Genomic DNA, 23182 nt, shown 5'->3' with positions numbered 1-23182 from the left:
ATTCTATTCCTCCAGTCAATTTCATTACTAGAAATAGTATAACAAATTTCTAATAAAAAAGACAATTGAAGCGTTGCCTGTTAAAATAAAAGTGAAAGTGCGATATACTAGAGAAGTTAAATGAATTTAAAGGAGGATAGATCACAGAATAGTTCTATTTTGATAAACTATTTGTGAGTATAAAATGAATGAAGAGACTTTTTCGTTAGTAAAAAAAATGACAGAGCTACAAGGTACTAGTGGTTTTGAACACCCGATTCGTGAGGTAATGCGTAAAGAAATCACACCGCTTGTAGACGAAGTTGTCCAAGATGGATTAGGTGGTATATTTGGAATTCGCCGTAGTAAAGCTGAAAATGCTCCACGAATTATGTTAGCAGCTCATATGGATGAAGTTGGTTTTATGCTAGCAAGCATCACTGAACAAGGCTTATTTAGAGTTGTTCCCTTAGGTGGTTGGAATCCTTACGTTGTTTCAGCGCAACGATTTACACTTCAAACAGCCAAAGGCAATTATCCTTGTGTTTCTTCTTCCGTTCCACCTCATTTATTAAGAGGAACTAATGGTAAAGCAGGAGCTCCAGATATTGGTGATATCTTATTTGATGCTGGCTTTGATTCGAAAGAAGAAGCGATGGCATTTGGTGTTCGTCCAGGAGATTCGATCGTTCCAGATGTTGAAACGATTAAAACGGCTAATGGCAAAAAAATAATTAGTAAAGCTTGGGATAATCGTTATGGTTGTACGGTTGTTATTGAGGCCCTGAAAGAGCTTCAAGGAGAGGCTTTGCCTAATACTTTAATTGCTGGAGCAAATGTTCAAGAAGAAGTTGGTTTGCGCGGTACAAAAGGTGCTGTTCATCAATTTAAACCAGATTTATTTTTTGCCGTTGATTGTTCAGCAGCAGATGATTTGACTGGCGATAAATCAAAATATGGTCATTTAGGTGAAGGCTTCTTACTAAGAATATTTGACCCAGGCATGATTACCTTAAAAGGGATGCGTGAATTTTTATTAGATACAGCGGAAACAAATAATATACCTTATCAATATTTTGTATCTAAGGGTGGTACAGACGCAGGTGCAGCTCATATTTCAAATAATGGTGTACCAAGTGCTGTGATCGGTGTTTGTGCTCGTTATATCCATACACATCAAACAATGTTCCATATGGATGATTATGCAGCAGCTAAAGAAATGGTTCTGCAAGTGGCTAGAACTATGGATCGTAGCACATATGAAACGATTATGAAAAATAATTAAGTCAATGCAGAAAAGAGGAGTTTCGAATGAGAGAATTAAAATCAATTGAAGAGTTTCAAGTAGAGAAAAATAAAGGGAAAACTATTTTTTTCTTTACAGCAGACTGGTGTGGAGATTGTGTTTATATTAAACCAGTTATGCCAGAAATTGAAGCAGCGCATCCAGATTTTACCTTTATTCAAGTTGATCGCGACGAATTTATTGACTTATGTGGTGAACTTTCAATTATGGGAATTCCGAGTTTTGTCGCTTTTGAAAATGGCAAAGAAACCGGTCGTTTTGTAAATAAAGATCGCAAAACACAAGCAGAGATAGAGTCGTTTATTAAAAATCTTGCGTAATTGACTAAATTTTTGAAGAAAGAGGAGCTGAAGGTCATGACTTTAGGAATACAACAATATAAACACATAATGGTAGCAGTTGATGGTAGTGACGAATCGATTAGTGCGCTAAATAAAGCGATAGAAACAGCTAAAAGAAATGATGCAGATTTATTAATTGTTCATGTTGTTGATAATAGGGCGTATACAATGGGGGTTGCTAGTTTCGATATTGAGGCTAGTGAAGAAGAAACGAACGTCATGAATATTGCCTTAGAAACATATCAAAAACAAGCTGTTGATCAAGGTGTTAAAAAAGTGATGACAGAATTGGTCAGTGGTTCACCTAAAGAATTATTAGCTAAAACTTTGCCAGCAGACTATCAAATCGATTTGATTTTATGTGGTCAAAGTGGTATGAATAGAATGGAACGATTAATGATGGGAAGCGTGAGCCAATATATTATTCGCTTTGCCCCTTGCGATGTATTAATCATTCGCAGTCAAGAATCAGATATAAAAAATGACTAAATGAAGAAATGGAGAAATTAAATTGATGATTAGTTGCTACAATAAAGAAGGTATTGGTGATACATTAATTATTATGACTGGTAACAGTACATTTGCTGAACAAAAATTTGAAAGTAAAGGATCTGTTACGCGCATTTTTAAAAGTGAAACCAATGAAACAGTAGGCTTTAATTTTTTTAATGTATCAGACATTTTAAGTGTTACAGGGAACGGTCAAGTAAATCTAACGTCTAAAGAAGTTAGTCTTTTAAATGAAAAATTGAAAGAAGTTGGATTTGCAGATGTATTAGAAGCAGATGAAACGCCTAAATTTGTAGTTGGATTGGTTAAAGAATGCGTACCACATCCAGATTCAGATCATTTATCTATTACGCAAACTGAAATTGATAATGGCGAGATTGTTCAAATCGTATGTGGAGCACCTAACATTGATAAGGGACAAAAGGTAGTCGTAGCAAAAGTTGGTGCTATGATGCCAAATGGATTGTTGATTTGGGATGGAGAGTTACGTGGCGAACCTAGTCATGGTATGATTTGTTCTGGAAAAGAATTAAACTTACCGGACGCACCGCTTGAAAAAGGCATTTTAGTTTTACCAGCATCAGCTGTTGTTGGTGAAGCTTTTCCAGTTGGAGCCTAACCAATTTAGATGAATTAAAATAGAAACCCGTATGAAAATACCATTTGAAAAAATGGATTTCATACGGGTTTTATAGGCTTAAGAGCGAGGTGCACTGTATGGAAGCTCGGATACCTTAGTTATCTGTATAAAAGCTGTTAGCTATAACTACTGACTTTTCTGGATAATTTAAATACGAGTGTCGGTTTTTTCATTCTATTTCCATCTATAAAATAAGGTAGAACTGTGGTAAACTAGAGAAGAATTTAAGAGGAGAAAAGGAGGGTTATCATGTCAAATTATGATGGACCAAGCTATCAAAATGGACGCAATACTCCAAAAAAATTTAAGTTTCCTTTCTACTCTGATACGGATAAAGTTTCCCAGAAAGAAAAAAATGAGACGTTAAATGAAACCAAAAAAATAAAAGATAAACCAGTAAAACGTTCAAGAGAAGGTCATTATTCAGCACCAGAAGCCGTTTTTTCAGAGTTTCTAACTAGAAATGATGCCTACAGTAGAATGGAAACAAAAGCTGCTGAGAAAAAAGAACAAAGAGAATTTGAAGAACGAAAAAAAAGAATTGAACAGCGTATTCTTGATAAAGAAAATATCCGGAAATCAATTGAAAAGACACCGACTGCTTTAACTGATAGTCGCAGTTCAACACCTTTTAAAGTTCAAAAAGTACCTTCACCGGTTTATGGCTTTAAGCAAGAAAAAAAAGTTGATTCTTCAGGCATTGATTATCAAAAGATGGAAAAAGCGTTAAAAAAAGAATTTGATACCTTTATTTTATTGGCAACTGAAGCAGAAGTTCAGGAGAATGAATTTGAAAAACAAGACAATACAGCATTATTAACCTTTGATACAGAAGGGGATTTAGTCGAAGAAGAAAGCATCGAACTAATAGAGACTGATTCGAAAGAGTTGGATGAAGTACTTATCAATGAAGCTATCTTAGAGGAAATTGTTGATGAAGAGATCAAACTACCTGAGGAAGAGCTTGTTGAAGTAAGTTCAGAGGAAAAAGAGGATAAACACAGCAAACGATTGCAACGTTCTTTACAAGGCATGATTGAGGAAGAACAAGATATCCACTTAAACAGAGGAACCAACGTTGCGCGTTACTTTGGCGAGGCTGCAGAAAATTTACCAGAGGAAACTAATGATGAAATAGAAGAGACTGTTGTTGAGCCGATTGAAGTAGACGAATCAGACTCTGATTTAGAAATTCAAGCAGCGTTAAGTCGTTTTAATTATTTAAGCCAACAGCTACAAGAAGTTTCAACACCAATGCATGATGAAGGTTCAGAGACTTTAGATGAAGAAGAGCCTCCTCATGATGAAGAGTATTTGAAGAGTTTAGAAATAAGCGAAGAGGCATCAAATTCTGGCTGGGATGCTGAGGAAATTGAAGAAGAGTTTATAATAGAGCCTCAACTGAATGAAGTAGAACTCAGTGAAGAAGAGTCTCTACCAAATAGTGAAGAAGAGCCTATTTCAGAAGAACAAGCTAGTGAGGTATCTGAAATACCCCAAGCTATTAACCCAACAAAAATAGAATTACCAAGTATGAACTCTATTTCTGAAAAAGAAGAGCAAGACTTAAGACAATACCATTTACCACCTTTAAATCTATTGAATCCACCTGTTGAGTTTGAAAATAGCAGTGTTGATGACTGGGTTTTAGAGCAAGCTGAATTGTTAAATGAAACATTAGATGCCTTTGGTGTTGATGCACAAGTTATTGGATGGACAATTGGACCAGCTGTTACTCAATTTGAGTTACAGTTAGGCAGAGGAGTAAAGGTTAATAAAATCACAAATTTATCAGATGATTTGAAGTTGGCTTTAGCGGCGAAAGATATTCGTATTGAAGCGCCTATCCCTGGTAAAAGTTCAGTTGGAGTTGAAATTCCTAATTGTAATTCAAGACCTGTGATGCTTTCAGAAGTTATGAACAGTCAAGCTTTTAAAGAAAGTAAATCCCCATTAACAGTTGCTTTAGGTGTTAATTTGGCTGGAGAAGCGATGGTCACGACGATTGAGAAAATGCCTCATGGATTAATAGCAGGTGCAACGGGTTCTGGGAAAAGTGTCTTTATTAATTCACTCCTAATTAGTATTCTTTATAAAGCCAAACCTAGCGAAGTAAAATTAATTTTAATTGATCCAAAAGCAGTTGAATTGGCTCCATATAATGATATTCCGCATTTGCTATCCCCAGTTATATCAGAACCGAAAGCTGCGGCTGAAGCGTTGAAGTGGGCAGTAGATGAAATGGAAGAACGGTATCAAAAATTAGCGGCAGCAGGTGTCCGTAATATTGAGCGATTTAATGAAAAAGCCGAAGAAACAGGCGAATTTGGTTTGAAAATTCCTTATATTGTGATTATTATTGACGAGTTAGCTGATTTAATGATGGTAGCCAGTAGTGAAGTTCAAGATTATATTGCAAGAATTACTCAAAAGGCGCGAGCCGCTGGAATTCACTTGTTAGTAGCAACACAACGTCCAAGTGTCGATGTTATTACAGGAACAATAAAAAATAATATTCCAACGCGAGTTGCCTTTATGGTTTCAAGTCAAATTGACTCCCGTACAATTTTAGATATTGGCGGTGCTGAAAAGTTACTTGGAAGAGGCGATATGCTCTTTATGGAAAACGGCTCTGGCAGACCTATCCGTATCCAGGGAACCTATGTAGAAAATGAAATCGACACAATAGTGAAACATGTAAAAGAGCAACGTGGCCCTAATTATTTATTCGAGCCAGAAACACTACTAGCGAAATTAGAGCTAGTTGAGGGACAAGATGAACTATTCGAAACAATTTTAGCTTTTATTGCGAACGAAGAAACTGTTTCAGTCTCATTATTGCAACGTAAATTTAAGATTGGCTTTAATCGAGCTTCAAACTTAATAGAAGCTTTAGAATCACAAAATTTAATTTCAGGAAATAAAGGTTCTAAGCCTAGAGATGTTTTTCTAACTCAAGCAGAGTATGAAAAAAATTATTTATAAAACAGGAACAAATGGAATGGTAGGTGAGACTATCGTTCCTTTTTCCGTTCATTTAGAAGCGAAAGGTCCGTTATTGAATGAAAGCAGTAGGCTAAAAAATAAAATCGTGGTATACTATATTCATTGCTTTTTATTAGGCTAGTTCTTATGAGCCAACTCTTTGGAAAAAAGATAAAATTTCGAGGTGTCAAAAAACGCCACATCAAATTTTCCTATTTTTCTGCCAGAGTTAACCAGCTCAACGAACTTTTTATTCAGGCTAGTTCTTATGAGCCAACTCTTCGGAAAAAAGATAAAATTTCGAGGTGGCAAAAAAACGCCACATCAAATTTCCCTATTTTTCTGCCAGAGTTAATCAGCTCAACGAACTTTTTATTCAGGCTAGAATGGGAACAATTTATTTGTTCTTAAATTAAACTTAAAAAAATGGTTTTTACTTATAATTGTAAAAGAGCCATACTAACTAATTACTTAAACTAGATAAATTTTAAACAGTAGTCCTATTTAAGAAAAAACTTGGAGGCATTAAAATGAATAAACAAACAACGTATCATTTTGTCGGAATTAAAGGATCAGGTATGAGCGCACTAGCATTAGTTTTACATGACAAAGGATTTAAAGTCCAAGGGTCAGATGTAGATAATTACTATTTCACTCAAAAAGGAATAGAAGATGCGAAGATTACTATTTTACCTTTTTCAAAAGAAAACATTCACGATGGCTTAACAATCATAGCTGGAAATGCCTTTCCAGATACTCATGAAGAAATTAAAGCAGCACTAGATATGGGAATACCAGTTATTCGTTACCATAAGTTTATTGGAGATTTTTTAAATGACTATACAAGCGTTGCAATTACAGGTTCTCATGGTAAAACAAGTACAACAGGATTGCTTGCTCATGTTTTAAGTTCTATCGAGCCGACAAGTTACATCATTGGAGATGGTACAGGGCATGGAGTTCCTGATGCTGAATTTTTTGTTTTAGAAGCTTGCGAATACCGTCGTCATTTTTTAGCCTATTCACCAGACTATGCTATTATGACAAATATTGACTTTGATCATCCTGACTATTTCACTGGTATAGAAGATGTTTTTTCTGCGTTCCAAACAATGGCAAATCAAGTTAAAAAAGCTATTATTGCCTGTGGTGAAGATGAGGAATTAAAAAAATTAAAAGCAGATGTACCCGTTCTTTACTACGGTTTTTCTGATGATCATAATTACCAAGCAAAAAATATTGTTCGAACCACTAAAGGTTCTGGTTTTGATGTCTATGTAGAAAAAGAATTCTTTGGGCATTTCGAAATTCCAACATATGGCGCGCATAATGTTTTAAACGCCTTAGCTGTTATTGCTGTGTGTCAATTAGAAGGTATTTCAGCTGAATTAATCGCCAAGAACCTAACTACTTTCCAAGGGGTAAAACGTCGTTTTAGTGAAAAATCAATGGCAGATATGATTATTATTGATGATTATGCACATCATCCTCAAGAAATTCGTGCTACTTTAGATGCTGCACGTCAAAAATATCCAGATAAAGAGTTGATTGCTGTTTTTCAACCCCATACATTTACACGGACAATTGCTTTGCTAAGTGATTTTGCAGCAGCATTAAATTTAGCTGATCGTGTTTATTTATGTGATATTTTCGGTTCTGCTAGAGAAGAGCAAGGAAATGTAACGATTCAAGATTTAGCAGATAAAATTACCAATGGTGCATTAGTTTTACAAGAAGAAAATATGTCGCCATTATTAGATCATCATGATGCAGTTGTGATTTTCATGGGGGCAGGCGATGTTCAAAAATTTGAATATGCTTATGAAACTATTTTAAGTCGTACAATTTTACAAAATAATTAAACGGAAATAGACGAAACGACATTTTTTCTGTCGTTTTTTTTATAGGCTAGCTTTTATGAGCCAACTCCTCGAGAAAAAGATAAAAATTCGAGGTGGCAAAAAGCGCCACATCAATTTTTTCTATTTTCTTATCGGAGCTGAGCGGGCTCAACAAGCTTTTGATTAGGCTAGCTCTTATGAGCCAACTCCTCGAGAAAAAGATAAAAGTTCGAGGCGGAAAAAAGCGTCACATCAAATTTCCCTATTCTTCAGTCGAGCCTGAACGAACTCAACGAGCTTTTTTATAGATTAGATAATAGGTATTATGGTAAAATAAAAGTGCGAATAAAATGAGAGTAGGTGCGGAAGTTTATGATCGGAAAACCAAGAAAAATTGGAAAATTAATTAGTGAAATTTCTGAAGGTGACAATTTGAGTGTTACTGAAAATATTGAAGATAAAGATATCTTGCTTTATTTAGGCTTAACAAATGATGCCAATCCACTATTTATTCAACATGACTATGCAAGTCAAACAGCTTATGAAAAGCCATTAGTACCAACGGTTATGCTGATAGGGATTATGACAAGTGCGATTTCGAAGCATTTACCAGGTCCAGGTTCTTTAGTCGTCAATGTCTCTGTCAATTTATTAAATCCCGTTTTTCATTATGAAACAATTACGTTTGATTTTGAAGTCATTCGTGTTGATTTGATGAAAGAAGTTATTACAATCACAGTGGATGGGAAAAATATGAAGGATGAACGCGTAATAGATGCTGTCTTTATGGTTGAACCACCACGTTTGCTTGGTTTACCAGAAGAAATTGAGGAACAAAATGAAGTTGAAGAGACTACTAAATAAAGTTACTCTAAAAACCAGATGTTTGTCTGGTTTTTTTAGTGCCCTTTTTTATAAGAACTTTAAAATTTATTTTTCGCTATCTGTCTCTTTTTTTGGTAAACTGAATGAGGATACATTTATTAAAAAGGAGATACCAATGGAAACGTATCGTTTAAAAATTAGACCCTATCAAATGACTGACTTGGAATCCGCCGTTACAATTTTTTCTGATACTGAAATGATGACGTATTACCCAGCCCCTTTTTCGAAACAAAAAACAATGGAATGGCTTGAGTGGTCAATAGAGCACTATCAGAGAAATGGAATGGGGCTTTGGGCGGTCTGTTTAAAAGAAACAGGTCAATTGATTGGCGATTGTGGAATAGTTCAGCAAGTGATTGATGGAGAGCAAAAGTATGAGCTAGGCTATCACATTGCGAGAGAATATTGGCGCAAAGGATATGGCAGCGAAGCGACGGAGTTTATGCTAGACTATGGAAAATCGACGTTAGGTTTACAGGAGTTAGTCAGCATTATTGATCCAATGAATACCGCTTCTCTTAAATTAGCTGAAAAAAATCACTTTCATAAATTGAAAAATACAGTTATTTTTGATAAAGAGCATGTGATTTATCAAAAGTTTTTATAAAATAAAGTAAGATTATAAAGGAGTTTTATTATGACAAAAAAAAATAAATTACTATTAATTGATGGTAGTAGTATTGCGTTTCGAGCGTTTTATGCAATTCCAGGTTCATTAGATCGTTTTATGAATAAAAATGGTTTACACACAAATGCGCTGTTTAGTTTTCATCGTATGTTAGACAATGAAATGAAAAAAGAGCAACCTACTCATGTTCTAGTTGCTTTTGATGCTGGGAAAACAACTTTTCGTAATGCTTTTTACGATGCCTATAAAGATGGTCGCCAAAAAACGCCAGGTGAATTTAAAGAACAAATGCCTTATTTGCGTGACTTGTTAGAAGGTTTTGGGATTCCTCATTATGAGTTAGATAATTATGAAGCGGATGATATTATTGGGACATTAGCTACTGTTGTTGATCCAAATGAATTTGATGTTGTTGTAGTTTCAGGTGACCGAGATTTAACTCAGTTAGCGAAAGAAAATGTGCGAGTAGATATTACAATTAAAGGTGTTAGTGAAATTGAAGAGAATACACCTGCCTATCTAATGGAAAAATATGGCATTGAACCTCATCAAATTATTGACATGAAAGGTTTAGCTGGAGATTCTTCTGATAATATTCCAGGAGTAACAAATATTGGAGAAAAAACAGCTTTAAAACTGTTACATGAATTTGGTTCTGTTGAAGGTGTTTATGAAAATATAGATGGCATGAAGCCAAGTAAACGTAAAGAAAATCTGATTAACGATAAAGAACAAGCTTTGTTAAGTAAAAAATTAGCAACGATTGAGGTCGATGCTCCACTTGAAATAAAAGTAGATGAATTGCTTTACACTGGCAAAGATGTTGGTAAGCTAATAGAGTTTTATAAAGAAATGGATTTCAAGTCATTCCTAAAAGATTTGGATACAACAGAGTATGATGAAGAAAATAAAATTGAAAAAGCCGAAATTATTTTTGAATTTGTTACAGAATTAAAAGCGGATATGTTTGGGCCAATCGGCGGATTATATGTCGAAATGCTAACGGATAATTATCACACTGCGGAGATTGTTGGTTTAAGTTGGAGTAATGGTGAGAAGATTTATGTTGCAGAACCTGACGTAGCTTTGGCATCTCCTATTTTTCAAGAGTGGGCCAAAGATCCAGAAAATAAAAAACAAGTTTTTGATGCAAAACGTACAGTTGTGGCTTTACAACGTTACGATACAACCTTAGAAGGGGTTGATTTTGACGTCCTACTAGCATCTTACATTCTAAATACAAATGATAATAGTAAAGATTTAGCCGAAGTAGCTATGGAACATGATTATTATGAAGTTGCTGCAGATGAAAGCATTTATGGAAAAGGGGCTAAGCTTGCCATACCAGAAGATGCTTCTGTTTTGAATGAACATCTTGCTCGAAAAATTAAAGCAATAGAAGTCTTAAGTATCAAATTAAAGCAAGAGTTGATTGATAGCGAACAAACAGCTTTATTTTATGAGATGGAATTGCCTTTATCCATGGTGTTAGCTGAAATGGAAATGACTGGAATTAAAGTCAATGCGAATCGTTTACTAGAAATGAAAGCTGAGTTTGCCATTCGTTTAACAGATATTGAAAATCGCATTTACGAAGAAGCTGGAGAAACATTTAATATTAATTCTCCTAAGCAATTAGGTGTGATTTTATTTGAAAAAATGCAGTTACCAGTTATTAAGAAAACAAAAACGGGTTATTCAACGGCTGTTGATGTTTTAGAACAACTGCGCCCACAAGCACCGATTGTAGATGATATTTTACATTATCGTCAAATTGCTAAAATCCAATCAACCTATGTTGAAGGATTATTAAAAGTTATTAACGGGAATACAGGAAAAGTTCATACTAGATATGTTCAAACGTTAACTCAAACGGGCCGTCTAAGCTCTGTTGATCCTAATTTACAAAATATCCCGATTCGCTTAGAAGAAGGTCGCAAAATTCGTCAAGCTTTTGTACCAAGTCATGAGGGCTGGAAGATCTTTGCTAGTGATTATTCACAAATTGAATTGCGTGTTTTAGCGGATATTTCAAATGATCAGCATTTGAAAGAAGCCTTTTTAGAAGGTCAGGATATTCACTCAAGTACAGCAATGCGTGTTTTTGGCATTGAAAAAGCTGAAGATGTAACTGGGAATATGCGCCGTCAAGCAAAAGCCGTGAACTTTGGAATTGTCTATGGTATCAGTGATTATGGTTTATCGCAAAATCTTGGAATAACCAGAAAAGAAGCACAAACCTTCATAGATACTTATTTTGAAAAGTATCCTGGAGTAAAACAATATATGAGTGATATCGTTCGAGAAGCTAAGGATAAAGGCTATGTAGAAACTTTATTCCATCGCCGTCGTTTCTTAAAAGATATTAATTCACGCAACTTTAATCTACGCTCATTTGCTGAAAGAACAGCGATGAATACACCGATTCAAGGTAGTGCTGCCGATATTATTAAAGTTGCCATGATTCAAATGGATCGTCGCTTAAAAGCCGAGAATTTAAAAACAAAGATGTTGCTACAAGTACATGATGAATTGATTTTTGAGGCACCTGAGGAAGAAATTGCTATTTTAGAAAAATTAGTTCCTGAGGTTATGGAATCAGCAGTTAAATTAAATGTACCTTTAAAAGTCGATAGCAGCTATGGTGATAGTTGGTACGATGCAAAATAATATCTAAGTAGATAATGATTTAAGCTATGGCTACTAAATGACCATAGCTTAAATTTAGTAGAAAGAGGTTGAAGAAATGCCAGAATTACCAGAAGTTGAAACTGTTCGAAAAGGTTTGACTAATCTAGTTGAAGGAGCAACAATACAAGACGTTGATGTTTATTGGGATCGTATTATTACTGCACCTTTTTCAAGTGAAGCTTTTCGAAATGATTTATTAGGACAAACTATTCATAAAATTGAACGTCGTGGCAAATATTTAATTTTTTTAATGGACGATTGGGCAATGATTTCACATTTAAGAATGGAAGGAAAGTATGAAGTTGAAAAAACGGGAACTCCATTAAAAAAACATACTCATGTTGTCTTTCATTTGACTGACGGGAGGGATTTACGTTATTTAGATGTGAGGAAATTTGGTCGAATGACATTAGTTCCAATTGGAACAGAGCATGAAGCACCAGGAATCAAAGGCTTAGGTCCAGAACCAATTCCAGAGTTATTCAAATTAGAGCCATTTAGTGTAGCGATAGGAAGTAAATCAAGAGCGATAAAACCATTATTACTAGAACAAAAAATAGTTGTAGGATTAGGCAATATTTATGTTGATGAAGCTTTATTTGAAGCGAAAATTCATCCCTTAAGACCGGCTAATTCGTTAACGTCCATAGAGATTAAGAATTTGCATCACTCAATTATTGGTGTTCTTGGTAGAGCTGTTGAAGCTGGTGGAACGACGATTCGAACGTATCAAAATGCTTTAGGTGAGGCTGGAAGTTTCCAAGTGGATTTGTTGGTTTATGGAAAGACTGGGGAACCTTGTGTGAATTGTGGTCAACCAATTCAAAAAATAAAAGTGGCGCAACGAGGCACGCATTTCTGTAGTCATTGCCAAACTTTGACGGAAAGAAATAGTCGTCCACAGCACTAAATGGAATGAGGAATGAGTCATGACTTATATTCTAGGATTAACAGGCAGCATTGCGACAGGGAAATCAACAGTCAGTAATATATTTAAAGCTTTGGGATTCCCAGTGGTTGATGCAGATATTGGAGCACGTGAAGTTGTTGAGGTAGGTGCGCCAGGTTTACAAGCATTAGTGGATTATTTTGGTCAAGAGCTTTTAACACATGATGGACAATTAAACCGTGAAGCTTTAGGTGCGATCGTTTTTGCGAATGAAACCAAGCGGAAAAAGTTAAATGAGTTATTAAAGCCTTATATTCGTTCCTGGATTGACAGGGAAAAAAATAAAGTGATTGCTAGTGGTGCGCCATTGGTTATCATGGATATCCCTTTACTGTATGAAGCTGGAGGTTATCAGGAAATGATGGATTCAATTATGGTCGTCGCAATTCCTGATGAGCTTCAGATTACACGCTTAATGGCGCGAAACCAGTTAAGTAAATCAGAAGCATTACAAAGAATCGAGGCGCAGATTCCAATTGCTAAAAAAGTAGAGTGGGCAGATAGCGTCATTGATAATAGTGGGAGTTTAGTCGATACTCGCCAGCAAGTAGAAAAGTGGCTCCAAGAAAAAAACTTGTTTCCGGATCAATCATAATCCGAAAACAAGTTTTTTTCTTGGAGTCATCCTTAAAATACAGGTGGGAAATTATAGATATTCGGATAAAGACATTTGCCATAAGCCTTTTCAGGGGGTAGACGGCTATGTTATAATGATGTGAAACTAGAAATTTAAGATAGAAGTAGTCTGTCTTTTTATGAATAAATAGAGTAGAACATACGAATGAATTAAACCGATAAATAAATAGACCTATGAATGAAATGATAAAAAAAGGGTGATGAATATGCAATGTCCACGTTGTCAAAATAATGGTTCAAGAGTTGTAGATAGTCGTCCAGCAGATGACGGACGTGCTATTAGAAGAAGAAGAGAGTGTGAAGCCTGTAGCTTCCGCTTTACTACGTTTGAAAGAACAGAACAAACGCCATTGTTAGTTGTGAAAAAAAATGGTACAAGAGAAGAGTTCAACCGTGAAAAAATTCTTCGAGGGCTGATACGTTCTTGTGAGAAGCGTCCTGTTGCAATGGATCAAGTTGAACGAATGGTGGATGAAGTTGAAAATAAAATTCGTAGCCTAGGTGAAAATGAAGTTTCAACTACGCTAATTGGTGAATACATTATGGAACGTCTAGCAGAAGTGGATGAAGTTGCTTATATTCGATTTGCTAGTGTATACCGCGAATTTAAAGATATGGATTTCTTCCTAAAAGAATTACAAAAATTAAAAAATAAAGATAAATAAAAATGAGAAAGGTGTGAATCATTTTGAATTATCCTTTAAAGAATCTAAGTCCTAAAGATGGCTTTGAAGTGAGGCAAAATGCTTTGCTTTCAGATATGGATCAAAAAATTCTCACCTTTTTATACCAACCTTTAACGGGAGCGACAGCATACAGCTTGTATATGACCCTATGGTCTGAAATTGGTGAAGAAAGTTATTGGAGTGAGGGAATCTTACATTCTGAATTATTGACCATTTTAAATTGTGGTATTCCAGAATTGTATCGAGCGAGAGTTAAGTTAGAAGCTTTGGGGCTACTAAAAACCTATTTGAAGCAAGAGCCCGAAAAACAATTTATTTATGAATTGCAATCTCCCTTAACCGCAGCAGAATTTTTTAAAGATGATTTGTTGAGTTTGTTATTACTAGAAACGGTTGGAAAGCGCAAATACAAAAGTTTACGCCAACGTTATAGCATTAACAAAATTGACACAGAAAAATATGTTGAAGTCACAAAAGGTTTTTTAGATGTATTTAGTTTTGATAAAAATAAATTCTCAGAAAATCAAGAATTACTTAAAGATTCAACAGCTTTAATTGGCAATGAACGTCCAGTAGAAACGACTCAACTAGATAATAAAACCTTTGAATTTAAATTTTTCTATGAAGGTTTAGCAACGCAATATATTAACCGCTCCTCAATTACTAAAGAAATTGAGAACAGTATTTTAGTTTTGCATACAATGTATGGCATTGACGAATTGGAAATGCAAAAATTTGTTTTACAAGCCTGTGATATTGACTCAGGTAAAGTGGATGAAAAAAAACTTAAACAAGTTGTTTACTCAAATTACCACCAAACCAATCAACAGCCTGTTGAACTAAAAGAACGAATTGTTGAAGATCCAACTAGCAATCAAAATAAACAAAAGTTCAGAAAAAATGATTTAAGCCATCAGGGTTTCTCTAAAGAAGATATTGTCTTAATTGAAATCAGTGAAGAATTTACACCTTTTGATTTTATTGAAAATATAAAAAAACAAAAAGGTGGATATGTAGCCAGAACAGAGGAGTGGGCTGTTGAAAATCTAATTAAACAATCCAATTTACCTAAGTCTGTGATTAATATTTTGATTCATTATGTATTAGTTATTCGCGGTAACCCAACTTTAACTCAAAATTTAGCTGATAGTATTGCTAATGATTGGAGCCAATCAAAAGTAAAATCACCAGAAGAGGCCATTCGAAAAGTGCAGGAACTTTACCGAGAAAATGAAATAAAAAAACAAAAAAGAACCGAGCAACAAGCTTCATATTCAAAACCTCGTAATAATCAATACAATTCAGCGGCAGGGAATCAACGTAATCGCCAAGAGACATTGCCAGAATGGGCAAAAGAAAATCAGGCTGAAGTAGAAGAGAAACCGATGAGTGAGGCAGATCAAAAAGCCTTTATGGATCGAATCGCTCGTATTCAAAATTTAGGGAAAGAAGGTGACCAGTAATGGAAGATATGGGAAAAGGCCTAACGAAGATAATTAAAGATAGAAAACTTACTTCACAATATGAACAGCTGATTCAAGAAGTTTTAAAAGATCCAGATGTGGCTAAATTTATCGAAGAAAACCGTGAAAAATTAACGGATGAACGAATTGAAAAAAGCTATGCTAAACTATATGAATTTGTGCAAGAAAAGCGTAAGTTTGAGAAAAATCAAGGAATGTTAGCTCCTGGCTATCGCCCAACATTATTTATGAACTTTCATGTTATTGATGTTACCTATGTACCTACATCAGAATTAATTGCGAAACAAAAAGAATATGAAATTAGACGTCGTGTGAATTCAATGGATATGCCTAAAGATGTTCGAACAGCAACTCTCGATAAATTCCAATTAACGGATGATCGACGTGAAGCTTTATCAGAAGCGCTTGATTTTATTGATTCATTTTTAAAAGAACCAAAACAGTTCCACAAAGCCTTGTATTTACAAGGTTCATTCGGAGTCGGAAAAACCTATTTATTAGGTGCAATCGCTCATGATTTAGCTAAAAATGGCTATACAACAACATTGCTTCATTTTCCTTCATTTGCAGTGGAGATGAAACAATCCATTGGGAAAAATAATATGTCTGAAAAATTAGATACAATTAAAAAATCAGCTATTTTAATGTTGGACGATATTGGAGCTGATTCAATGTCAAGTTGGATTCGTGATGATGTTCTAGGTGTCATTTTACAATATCGGATGCAAGAACAATTACCGACTTTCTTCTCTTCTAATTTTGATATGAAACAGCTGGAAAATGAACATTTACGCACTAGTCAACGAGGCGAAGATGAGCCCTTAAAAGCGAAGCGAATTATGGAGAGAATTCGTTATTTAGCTAAGGAAATTAACATGACAGGTAAGAATCGACGCAACTATTAGTATCTCAGTTTTTTAGTAAAATTGAGAAGAACTTGATGATTTGATTGACTCTTACTTGAAATTTCCCTAAAAAAATGGTTTAATAGTATCAATAGATTAAATCAATGAGGAAGATAAAAAAATTAGAACTCTATTTTTAGAGAGGGATTGTTTGCTGAAAATATCCTAAGTAAGAGCTAGTTTTTACCACTTTCAAGTGCCACTGTGAACGAAGTAACTTTCTAACTAGCAGTTGGTCGTTTAGCTAGCGTTATTAAGCCTAAAGCAAGTTTAATCCTATTAAACTTGAAAGCTGGGTGGAACCACGAATTATTCGTCCCTTTTACAGGTTATTATTGACTTGTGAAAGGGACTTTTTTTTCGGAAAAATACCCCGCATTGATTAATCCGTAAATAATAACTACAAATGGAGGAATAAAACATGTCAGAAATAAAAATTACCTTTCCTGATGGAGCAGTAAAAGAGTATCCTGCTGGTTCTTCAACATTAGAAGTGGCAAAAGGCATTAGTAATAGCCTTGCTAAAAAAGCTTTAGCAGGTAAATTCAACGGAGAATTAGTTGATTTAGTTCGTCCTTTAGAAGTTGATGGTTCTCTAGAAATTATTACACCAGATCATGAAGATGCTTTGCAAATTTTACGTCATTCATCAGCACATTTGATGGCTAATGCGTTACGTCGTTTATACCCAGATATTCATTTTGGTGTAGGTCCAGCAATTGATAATGGCTTCTATTATGACACAGATACTGAGGCTCCAATTACAGAAGAAGACTTACCAAAAATAGAAGCTGAGATGATGAAAATCGTCAAAGAAAACAATCCGATTGTTCGAAAAGAAGTAACTCGTGAAGAAGCGTTAGAGTTATTTAAATCAGATCCTTATAAAGTAGAATTAATTACAGCCTTACCTGAAGACGAAGCGATTACCGTTTATGACCAAGGTGATTTTGTTGATTTATGTCGTGGCGTACATGTGCCAACAACTGGTCGTATTCAAGTCTTTAAATTACTATCTTTAGCTGGAGCCTATTGGCGTGGAAATTCAAATAATAAAATGATGCAAAGAATCTACGGAACAGCTTTCTTTGATAAAAAAGACTTAAAAGAATTTTTACAAATGCGAGAAGAAGCTAAATTACGTGACCATCGTAAACTAGGAAAAGAATTAGATTTATTTATGACTTCTTCAGATGTTGGATCAGGCTTACCTTTCTGGTTACCAAATGGAGCAACTATCCGTCGTGTGATTGAGCGCTATATTGTTGATCGTGAAGTTAGTTTAGGCTACCAACATGTGTACACACCAATTATGGCCAATGTTGAATTTTATAAAACTTCAGGACACTGGGATCATTATCATGAAGATATGTTCCCACCAATGGATATGGGAGACGGTGAAATGCTTGTCTTACGTCCAATGAATTGCCCACACCATATGATGGTTTATAAAAATGATATTCATAGTTATCGTGAATTACCAATTCGAATCGCTGAATTAGGTATGATGCATCGTTATGAAAAGAGTGGCGCACTATCGGGATTGCAACGTGTACGTGAAATGACATTAAATGATGGACATACTTTTGTTCGTCCAGATCAAATTCTAGATGAATTTAAACGTACAATGGAATTAATGTTAGCTGTTTATGATGATTTCGATATTACTGATTATCGTTTCCGCTTAAGTTATCGTGATCCAGAAAATACAGATAAATATTTTGATGATGATGCAATGTGGGAAAAAGCTGAAGCTATGTTGAAATCAGCAATGGACGAACTAGGACTTGATTATTTTGAAGCAACTGGTGAAGCAGCCTTTTACGGACCTAAAGTCGATGTTCAAGTGAAAACAGCATTAGGAATTGAAGAAACTTTATCAACTATTCAATTGGATTTCTTATTGCCAGAACGTTTTGATTTAACTTATGTAGGTGAAGATGGTGAAAATACTCATCGCCCAGTTGTTATTCATCGTGGTATTGTTTCGACTATGGAACGTTTTGTTGCATACTTGACTGAAGAATACAAAGGTGCATTTCCAACATGGTTAGCACCAATGCAAGCAACAATTATTCCTGTAAATATGGATTTACATGCAGACTATGCGTATCAATTGAAAGAGCGTATGACAGCTATGGGAATGCGTGTTGAAGTGGATGATCGCAATGAGAAAATGGGATATAAAATCCGTGCTTCTCAAATGCAAAAAATTCCTTATCAATTAGTTGTAGGGGATAATGAAGTTGAGGAAGCTTCTGTAACAATTCGTAAGTATGGTGAAAAAACAACAACAACAGAAGATTTTAGCATGTTCTTAGATTCAGTTGTTGCTGAAATTAAAAACTTTAGTAAATAAAATAAATAAGAAGAGCACTTGAGCATAAATAATTTGCTTGAGTGCTTCTTTGATTAAAATTATATAAAATCTTAATACTTTTATTAATAATTAGGTATATTAAAAAAGTTACATATATGTTACAATTATTTCTGTTGGAAGTCTATTATGAGTTGGAGTGGAACCATATGAAAATGAAAAATAGTTTAGCAAAGATAGCAGTTAGTTGTATTGTTGGAGGAGTTATTTTTTTAGGATTAATCAGTAATAGTACTGCAGTAGAAAAAAATAAATATAAAAAAATTACATACCCAGAAGTTGGGGCCTTTTTTTTGGAACCACAAACAACGGATACTACAGCTGAAAAACAACTAAATGATTATTTAAATAGACGATTAGTTGACTTGAAAAGTGAAACACGATTAAAAAATTATTTACCAAGAATGACTGCATTCTTATTGAATTATACAAAAGATACAACAAATACAGGAAGCATTACGTATAAAATCGAAGAAAAAAAGATTGTTAAGAGTTTAAAAGTCAATCAAGAACTTGAAACCGTACAACGAAAAGCAGATGTAACGACAATTTCTACCAAAACAGGAAATCCATTGATGCTTCATGAACTATTTAATGATGAAGAAACTGGATACCAAGAAATAAAAACGAAATTAACTAAAAAAGTAGAAGAATCTGTCGGATTATCTGATCAACAGAAGATGGAAATTATGAAACAAGTGAATGAGGTAGGATTTGAAAATACAACCCATTATGGATTATCAAATAATGAACTTATTTTTCAATTTCCAACTGAGCAAGGTATTGAAATAGTTGGTTTTGCTAAAAATCAATTGCGTCGACAATTAAAAGCTGAGTATATGACCGAGGCTTTAAATCAACAAGTAGCAGAAGAAGTCAAACAAGAAGAAGCCATTCGCGCTCAAAAAGAAGCTGAAAGAAAAGCAGCAGAAGAAAGACAAAGAATTATTGAGAGTCAACAAGCTAAACTTCCATCATCAGGAAAAGTCATCGCGCTGACTTTTGATGATGGTCCCGATCCTGCTGTAACGCCAAGAGTTTTAGATTTACTAGCAAAATATAATGCACGTGCAACCTTTTTTGTACTAGGGAAAAATGCAGCAGCTTATCCGAATTTGGTTGTACAAGAAATAAATGCAGGACACGAAATCGGAAATCATAGTTGGAGTCACCCTGATTTAACTGCATTACCTAAAGAGAAAGCATTAAATCAAGTCAATCAAACAAATCAAACGATTCAAGAGTTAACTGGTTATACGACAAACCTATTGCGTCCACCTTATGGAGCAATCACAAATGCTTTAGCCAGTGATGTTAAAATGCCAATTATTGAATGGTCAGTAGATACAATGGATTGGAAGAGTAAAAATGGTACGGCAGTTTATCAAGAAACAATGAAGAATGCCCAAAATGGCTCTATTGTTTTAATGCATGATATTCATCCAACGACAGCTGATGGACTTGAACGTATTTTGAAAGATTTAACGGCACAGGGATATAAATTTGTGACGATTAGTGAATTATTTGGAACCCCAATGCAACCAGGGTTACAGTATTATAGTCGCGGAAGTGTTCGTTAGAGAAAAATATAATAAAAAAGCATATGAAACAATTGACATGTTTACAAAATGATGGTATGATTTAAAAGTTGAGAAAACAAAGCAGAAGCACCCGCTTCTCGCCTAAGTTGACGTTAGAGTCGCTGGGCTAGATAATATAAACGAAGAATTCTTATGCTTTATGCATATGTTCGGATATTTATAGGCGGGTTCAGTCGAACTCGTCTATTTTTCTGCTGTACTTTCTCTCGAATTTAATGGAGGTGAATGACCATAGCAAAAGATATGATGGTAAATGACGGCATTCGTGCACGTGAGTTACGTTTAATTGGCAGCGATGGAGAACAACTTGGAGTGAAAACTAAAAGTGAAGCTCTACAAATTGCTGAAGCAGCTAACTTAGATTTAGTTTTAGTTGCACCAACTGCAAAACCACCAGTTGCTCGTGTCATGGATTACGGTAAATTCCGTTTTGAACAACAGAAAAAAGAACGCGAAGCCCGTAAAAACCAAAAGATCATTAATGTAAAAGAAGTACGTTTGAGTCCTACAATTGATGTAAATGACTTTAATACTAAATTACGTAATGCTCGTAAATTCCTTGAAAAGGGAGATAAAGTTAAAGCTTCGATCCGATTTAAAGGTCGTGCCATTACTCATAAAGAGATTGGACATAAAGTTTTAACTCGATTAGCTGATGAAACTGAAGATCTTGCAACAGTTGAATCAAAACCTAAAATGGATGGACGTAGTATGTTCATGCTTTTAGCACCAAAGAACGATAAGTAATATCGATGGATTTTTAAGGAGGAAATACAAATGCCAAAACAAAAAACACACCGTGGTTCTGCTAAACGTTTTAAAAGAACTGGTGGTGGCGGATTAAAACGTCATCATGCTTTCACAAGCCATATGTTTGCAAACAAATCACAAAAACAAAAACGTAAATTACGTAAAGCTGGTATGGTATCAAAAGGCGATTTCAAACGTATTCGTCAACAATTATCACAAATGAAATAAGCTATTATTGCTTAACTGAGCTAGATTAGGATTGGTTTCAATCAAACTAGCAACTAAAAAATTATTGGATAGACTTTCGATTAAATCGTTAGTTCTTATAAGGAGGAAATTACTATGCCACGTGTAAAAGGTGGAACAGTTACCCGCAAGCGCCGCAAGAAAGTTCTAAAATTATCGAAAGGTTATTATGGAGCTAAAAGTAAATTATTTAAAGTAGCAAATCAACAAGTGATGAAATCTTATCAATATGCTTACAGAGATCGTCGTCAAAAGAAACGTGATTTCCGTAAATTATGGATTGCACGTATCAACGCAGCAGCTCGTATGAATAACATGAGCTACAGTGTATTAATGCACGGTTTAAAATTAGCTGAGATTGATATCAACCGCAAAATGCTAGCTGATATCGCTGTTCATGATGCAGCTGCTTTCACAGCTCTTGCTGAACAAGCTAAAACAGCTTTAAATAAATAGTCTTAAAAACATTGATATAGCAACGTTTATCCCTACTCATTTGAGTGGGGATTTTTTTGACCCAGATTTTGACCCAGAGATTTACCTTGCTCCATAAAAGCTGCAAAGATGTCAGCTGTTTCCTCTTCATCTTCCTTTGTAACATGAGTATAAACGTTCATAGTAGTTTTAATAGTCGAATGTCCTAAATGACTTTGAGCTTGCTTCATCGTTGCTCCACCAGCAAATAAAAGTGAGGCATGAGTATGTCTAAATCCATGAGGAGAAATTCTAAACATATTAGGATTTTTAATGTAGAAGCTATCTAACCAAGATAGTGGTGTTCTAGGATACATCAAATGATTATCAAATTTTGTGAAGATAAGTTGAGTTGGTTCAATCGGTATATCAAGTAATTTCAGTTCTGGGCATTGAGCTGTTCGTCAATTCTTTAATAAATCAACTGTATGCTGATCGACACTAATAGTTCTATTGCTGGCTTTTGTTTTAGGAGTTTGGATAAGCAACTCTCCATGTTTTCCACTAGTTAGAGTTTTGTTGATAGTAATCTTCTTACCTACAAGATTTATATCTGCCCATTGAAGAGCTAATGCTTCGCCTTTTCGTAATCCGGTATATGCTAGTAGTGAAAAAATGTGTATCTTACAATAGGAAATTGATTTTCCATCCTATGTAGAAAATCAATGAGTTCATCGCGCTCATAATATTTTCGAAAAGAGCTATTGCTATTTTTAGAAATAGGAATATTAATTTTTTCCATCGGATTTTTTTAACTGATCAATAGAAATAGCATATTTAAAAATCATTCCCGCATAATTAATGTATCTATCATATCGTTTATTACTTTCAATCGCCCATTCATTTACAAATTTTTGACAATGATTAGTAGAGATATTTTGAATGAAAAAATTACCAAGTTTAGGTAGGATATGTTTTTTAAATATAAGTTTAGTATTCCAAAAAAAGTACTCTCTTTCACACGATGTTTGTAAACTTCATCAAACCACTCATCACAAACCTCTTTGTATTTTCTTTTTTTAGGTTTTGATTGTATTCCATTTTCTTGTATTTCAACTTCTAAGCGTGAGAGCGCAATTTTTGCTTCCTTTATTGTTTTGAAGCCACGACGAGTGGTTTCTTTTTGTTTACCAGTTAATGGATCTACTCCTAAATATTTTTTAAACATGTATGCAGTAGTACCATTTTTTTAGTATATTTTTTTATTGAATAGTTCATTAATTTATTCCCCTTTATGTGTGGGGCACATAGGAAAGGAAATTAAAGTA

22 protein-coding genes and 1 other annotated feature are annotated in these 23182 nt (G+C 34.7%); of the genes, 19 read left to right on the top strand and 3 right to left on the bottom strand.

Translation table 11 applies throughout. The features are described 5' to 3' along the window. Positions 1-184: 184 nt before the first annotated feature. The 19 genes from pepA to rplT all read left to right on the top strand — a co-directional run bounded on the left by pepA (position 185) and on the right by rplT (position 21896). Positions 185-1264 (top strand): glutamyl aminopeptidase, encoded by a 1080-nt coding sequence (gene pepA, locus BR77_RS05425; protein ID WP_010053588.1) that lies wholly within the window; start codon positions 185-187, stop codon positions 1262-1264. A 26-nt stretch (positions 1265-1290) separates the two neighbouring features. Next, the gene (locus BR77_RS05420) at positions 1291-1605 is read left to right on the top strand and encodes a thioredoxin family protein (protein ID WP_010053590.1); all 315 of its coding nucleotides are present in this window, start codon (positions 1291-1293) and stop codon (positions 1603-1605) included. Positions 1606-1641: 36 nt separating this feature from the next. Next, on the top strand, positions 1642-2115 hold the full coding sequence (locus tag BR77_RS05415) for a universal stress protein (RefSeq protein WP_015075936.1): 474 nt from the start codon (positions 1642-1644) through the stop codon (positions 2113-2115). 25 nt (positions 2116-2140) lie between these two features. Next, the gene (gene ytpR, locus BR77_RS05410) at positions 2141-2755 is read left to right on the top strand and encodes a YtpR family tRNA-binding protein (RefSeq protein WP_015075937.1); all 615 of its coding nucleotides are present in this window, start codon (positions 2141-2143) and stop codon (positions 2753-2755) included. 270 nt (positions 2756-3025) lie between these two features. Further along, the gene (locus BR77_RS05405) at positions 3026-5761 is read left to right on the top strand and encodes a DNA translocase FtsK (protein WP_016356370.1); all 2736 of its coding nucleotides are present in this window, start codon (positions 3026-3028) and stop codon (positions 5759-5761) included. A gap of 530 nt (positions 5762-6291) precedes the next feature. Beyond that, complete coding sequence (murC, locus tag BR77_RS05400; protein WP_015075942.1) at positions 6292-7623, top strand: UDP-N-acetylmuramate--L-alanine ligase; 1332 nt, start codon at positions 6292-6294, stop codon at positions 7621-7623. 351 nt (positions 7624-7974) lie between these two features. Continuing rightward, a complete protein-coding gene (locus BR77_RS05395; protein ID WP_010053597.1) occupies positions 7975-8466 on the top strand; it encodes a MaoC/PaaZ C-terminal domain-containing protein in 492 nt (163 codons plus the stop codon). Between the two features lie 136 nt (positions 8467-8602). Next, positions 8603-9094 (top strand): GNAT family N-acetyltransferase, encoded by a 492-nt coding sequence (locus tag BR77_RS05390; RefSeq protein ID WP_015075944.1) that lies wholly within the window; start codon positions 8603-8605, stop codon positions 9092-9094. Between the two features lie 30 nt (positions 9095-9124). After that, positions 9125-11785, top strand: coding sequence for a DNA polymerase I (gene polA, locus BR77_RS05385; RefSeq protein WP_016356372.1), 2661 nt, complete (start codon positions 9125-9127; stop codon positions 11783-11785). Positions 11786-11861: 76 nt separating this feature from the next. Next, positions 11862-12716, top strand: coding sequence for a DNA-formamidopyrimidine glycosylase (mutM, locus tag BR77_RS05380; protein ID WP_015075946.1), 855 nt, complete (start codon positions 11862-11864; stop codon positions 12714-12716). A 19-nt stretch (positions 12717-12735) separates the two neighbouring features. Then, on the top strand, positions 12736-13350 hold the full coding sequence (gene coaE / locus BR77_RS05375; protein WP_016356373.1) for a dephospho-CoA kinase: 615 nt from the start codon (positions 12736-12738) through the stop codon (positions 13348-13350). 247 nt (positions 13351-13597) lie between these two features. Then, positions 13598-14056 (top strand): transcriptional regulator NrdR, encoded by a 459-nt coding sequence (gene nrdR, locus BR77_RS05370; protein ID WP_010051851.1) that lies wholly within the window; start codon positions 13598-13600, stop codon positions 14054-14056. A 23-nt stretch (positions 14057-14079) separates the two neighbouring features. After that, entirely contained in the window at positions 14080-15540 is a 1461-nt protein-coding gene (locus tag BR77_RS05365; protein ID WP_016356374.1) for a replication initiation and membrane attachment family protein, read from the top strand. Further along, a complete protein-coding gene (gene dnaI / locus BR77_RS05360; protein WP_015075951.1) occupies positions 15540-16466 on the top strand; it encodes a primosomal protein DnaI in 927 nt (308 codons plus the stop codon). Before BR77_RS05365 ends, dnaI begins: the two co-directional genes overlap by 1 nt. Before the next feature lie 95 nt (positions 16467-16561). Then, positions 16562-16790, top strand: a binding site (T-box leader). Between the two features lie 97 nt (positions 16791-16887). Then, positions 16888-18825 carry a threonine--tRNA ligase gene (thrS, locus tag BR77_RS05355; RefSeq protein WP_015075952.1) on the top strand — a complete coding sequence of 646 codons (1938 nt, stop codon included), beginning with the start codon at positions 16888-16890 and terminating at the stop codon, positions 18823-18825. Between the two features lie 167 nt (positions 18826-18992). After that, on the top strand, positions 18993-20423 hold the full coding sequence (locus tag BR77_RS05350) for a polysaccharide deacetylase family protein (RefSeq protein ID WP_016356375.1): 1431 nt from the start codon (positions 18993-18995) through the stop codon (positions 20421-20423). Positions 20424-20669: 246 nt separating this feature from the next. Then, positions 20670-21191 (top strand): translation initiation factor IF-3, encoded by a 522-nt coding sequence (gene infC / locus BR77_RS05345; RefSeq protein ID WP_029451331.1) that lies wholly within the window; start codon positions 20670-20672, stop codon positions 21189-21191. Between the two features lie 30 nt (positions 21192-21221). Then, positions 21222-21422 carry a 50S ribosomal protein L35 gene (rpmI, locus tag BR77_RS05340; protein ID WP_010051858.1) on the top strand — a complete coding sequence of 67 codons (201 nt, stop codon included), beginning with the start codon at positions 21222-21224 and terminating at the stop codon, positions 21420-21422. Between the two features lie 114 nt (positions 21423-21536). Further along, positions 21537-21896 carry a 50S ribosomal protein L20 gene (gene rplT / locus BR77_RS05335; protein ID WP_015075957.1) on the top strand — a complete coding sequence of 120 codons (360 nt, stop codon included), beginning with the start codon at positions 21537-21539 and terminating at the stop codon, positions 21894-21896. A 32-nt stretch (positions 21897-21928) separates the two neighbouring features. Here rplT and BR77_RS19400 read toward each other — a convergent pair whose 3' ends face one another. From BR77_RS19400 to BR77_RS19390, 3 genes are all read right to left on the bottom strand, one after another. Continuing rightward, on the bottom strand, positions 21929-22231 hold the full coding sequence (locus tag BR77_RS19400; RefSeq protein WP_015075958.1) for a tyrosine-type recombinase/integrase: 303 nt from the start codon (positions 22229-22231) through the stop codon (positions 21929-21931). A 411-nt stretch (positions 22232-22642) separates the two neighbouring features. Continuing rightward, positions 22643-22825: a tyrosine-type recombinase/integrase gene (locus tag BR77_RS19395; RefSeq protein WP_231857798.1), complete on the bottom strand. Its 183-nt coding sequence runs from the start codon at positions 22823-22825 to the stop codon at positions 22643-22645. Further along, positions 22759-23082, bottom strand: a complete 324-nt coding sequence (locus BR77_RS19390) for an Arm DNA-binding domain-containing protein (RefSeq protein WP_015075960.1) — start codon at positions 23080-23082, stop codon at positions 22759-22761. The genes BR77_RS19395 and BR77_RS19390 overlap by 67 nt, the downstream gene beginning before the upstream one ends. Positions 23083-23182 lie beyond the last annotated feature (100 nt).

Source organism: Carnobacterium maltaromaticum DSM 20342, assembly GCF_000744945.1.
In the GTDB taxonomy this organism is placed as follows: Bacteria; Bacillota; Bacilli; order Lactobacillales; family Carnobacteriaceae; genus Carnobacterium; species Carnobacterium maltaromaticum.
This window is presented reverse-complemented; position numbering and strand designations above follow the sequence as displayed.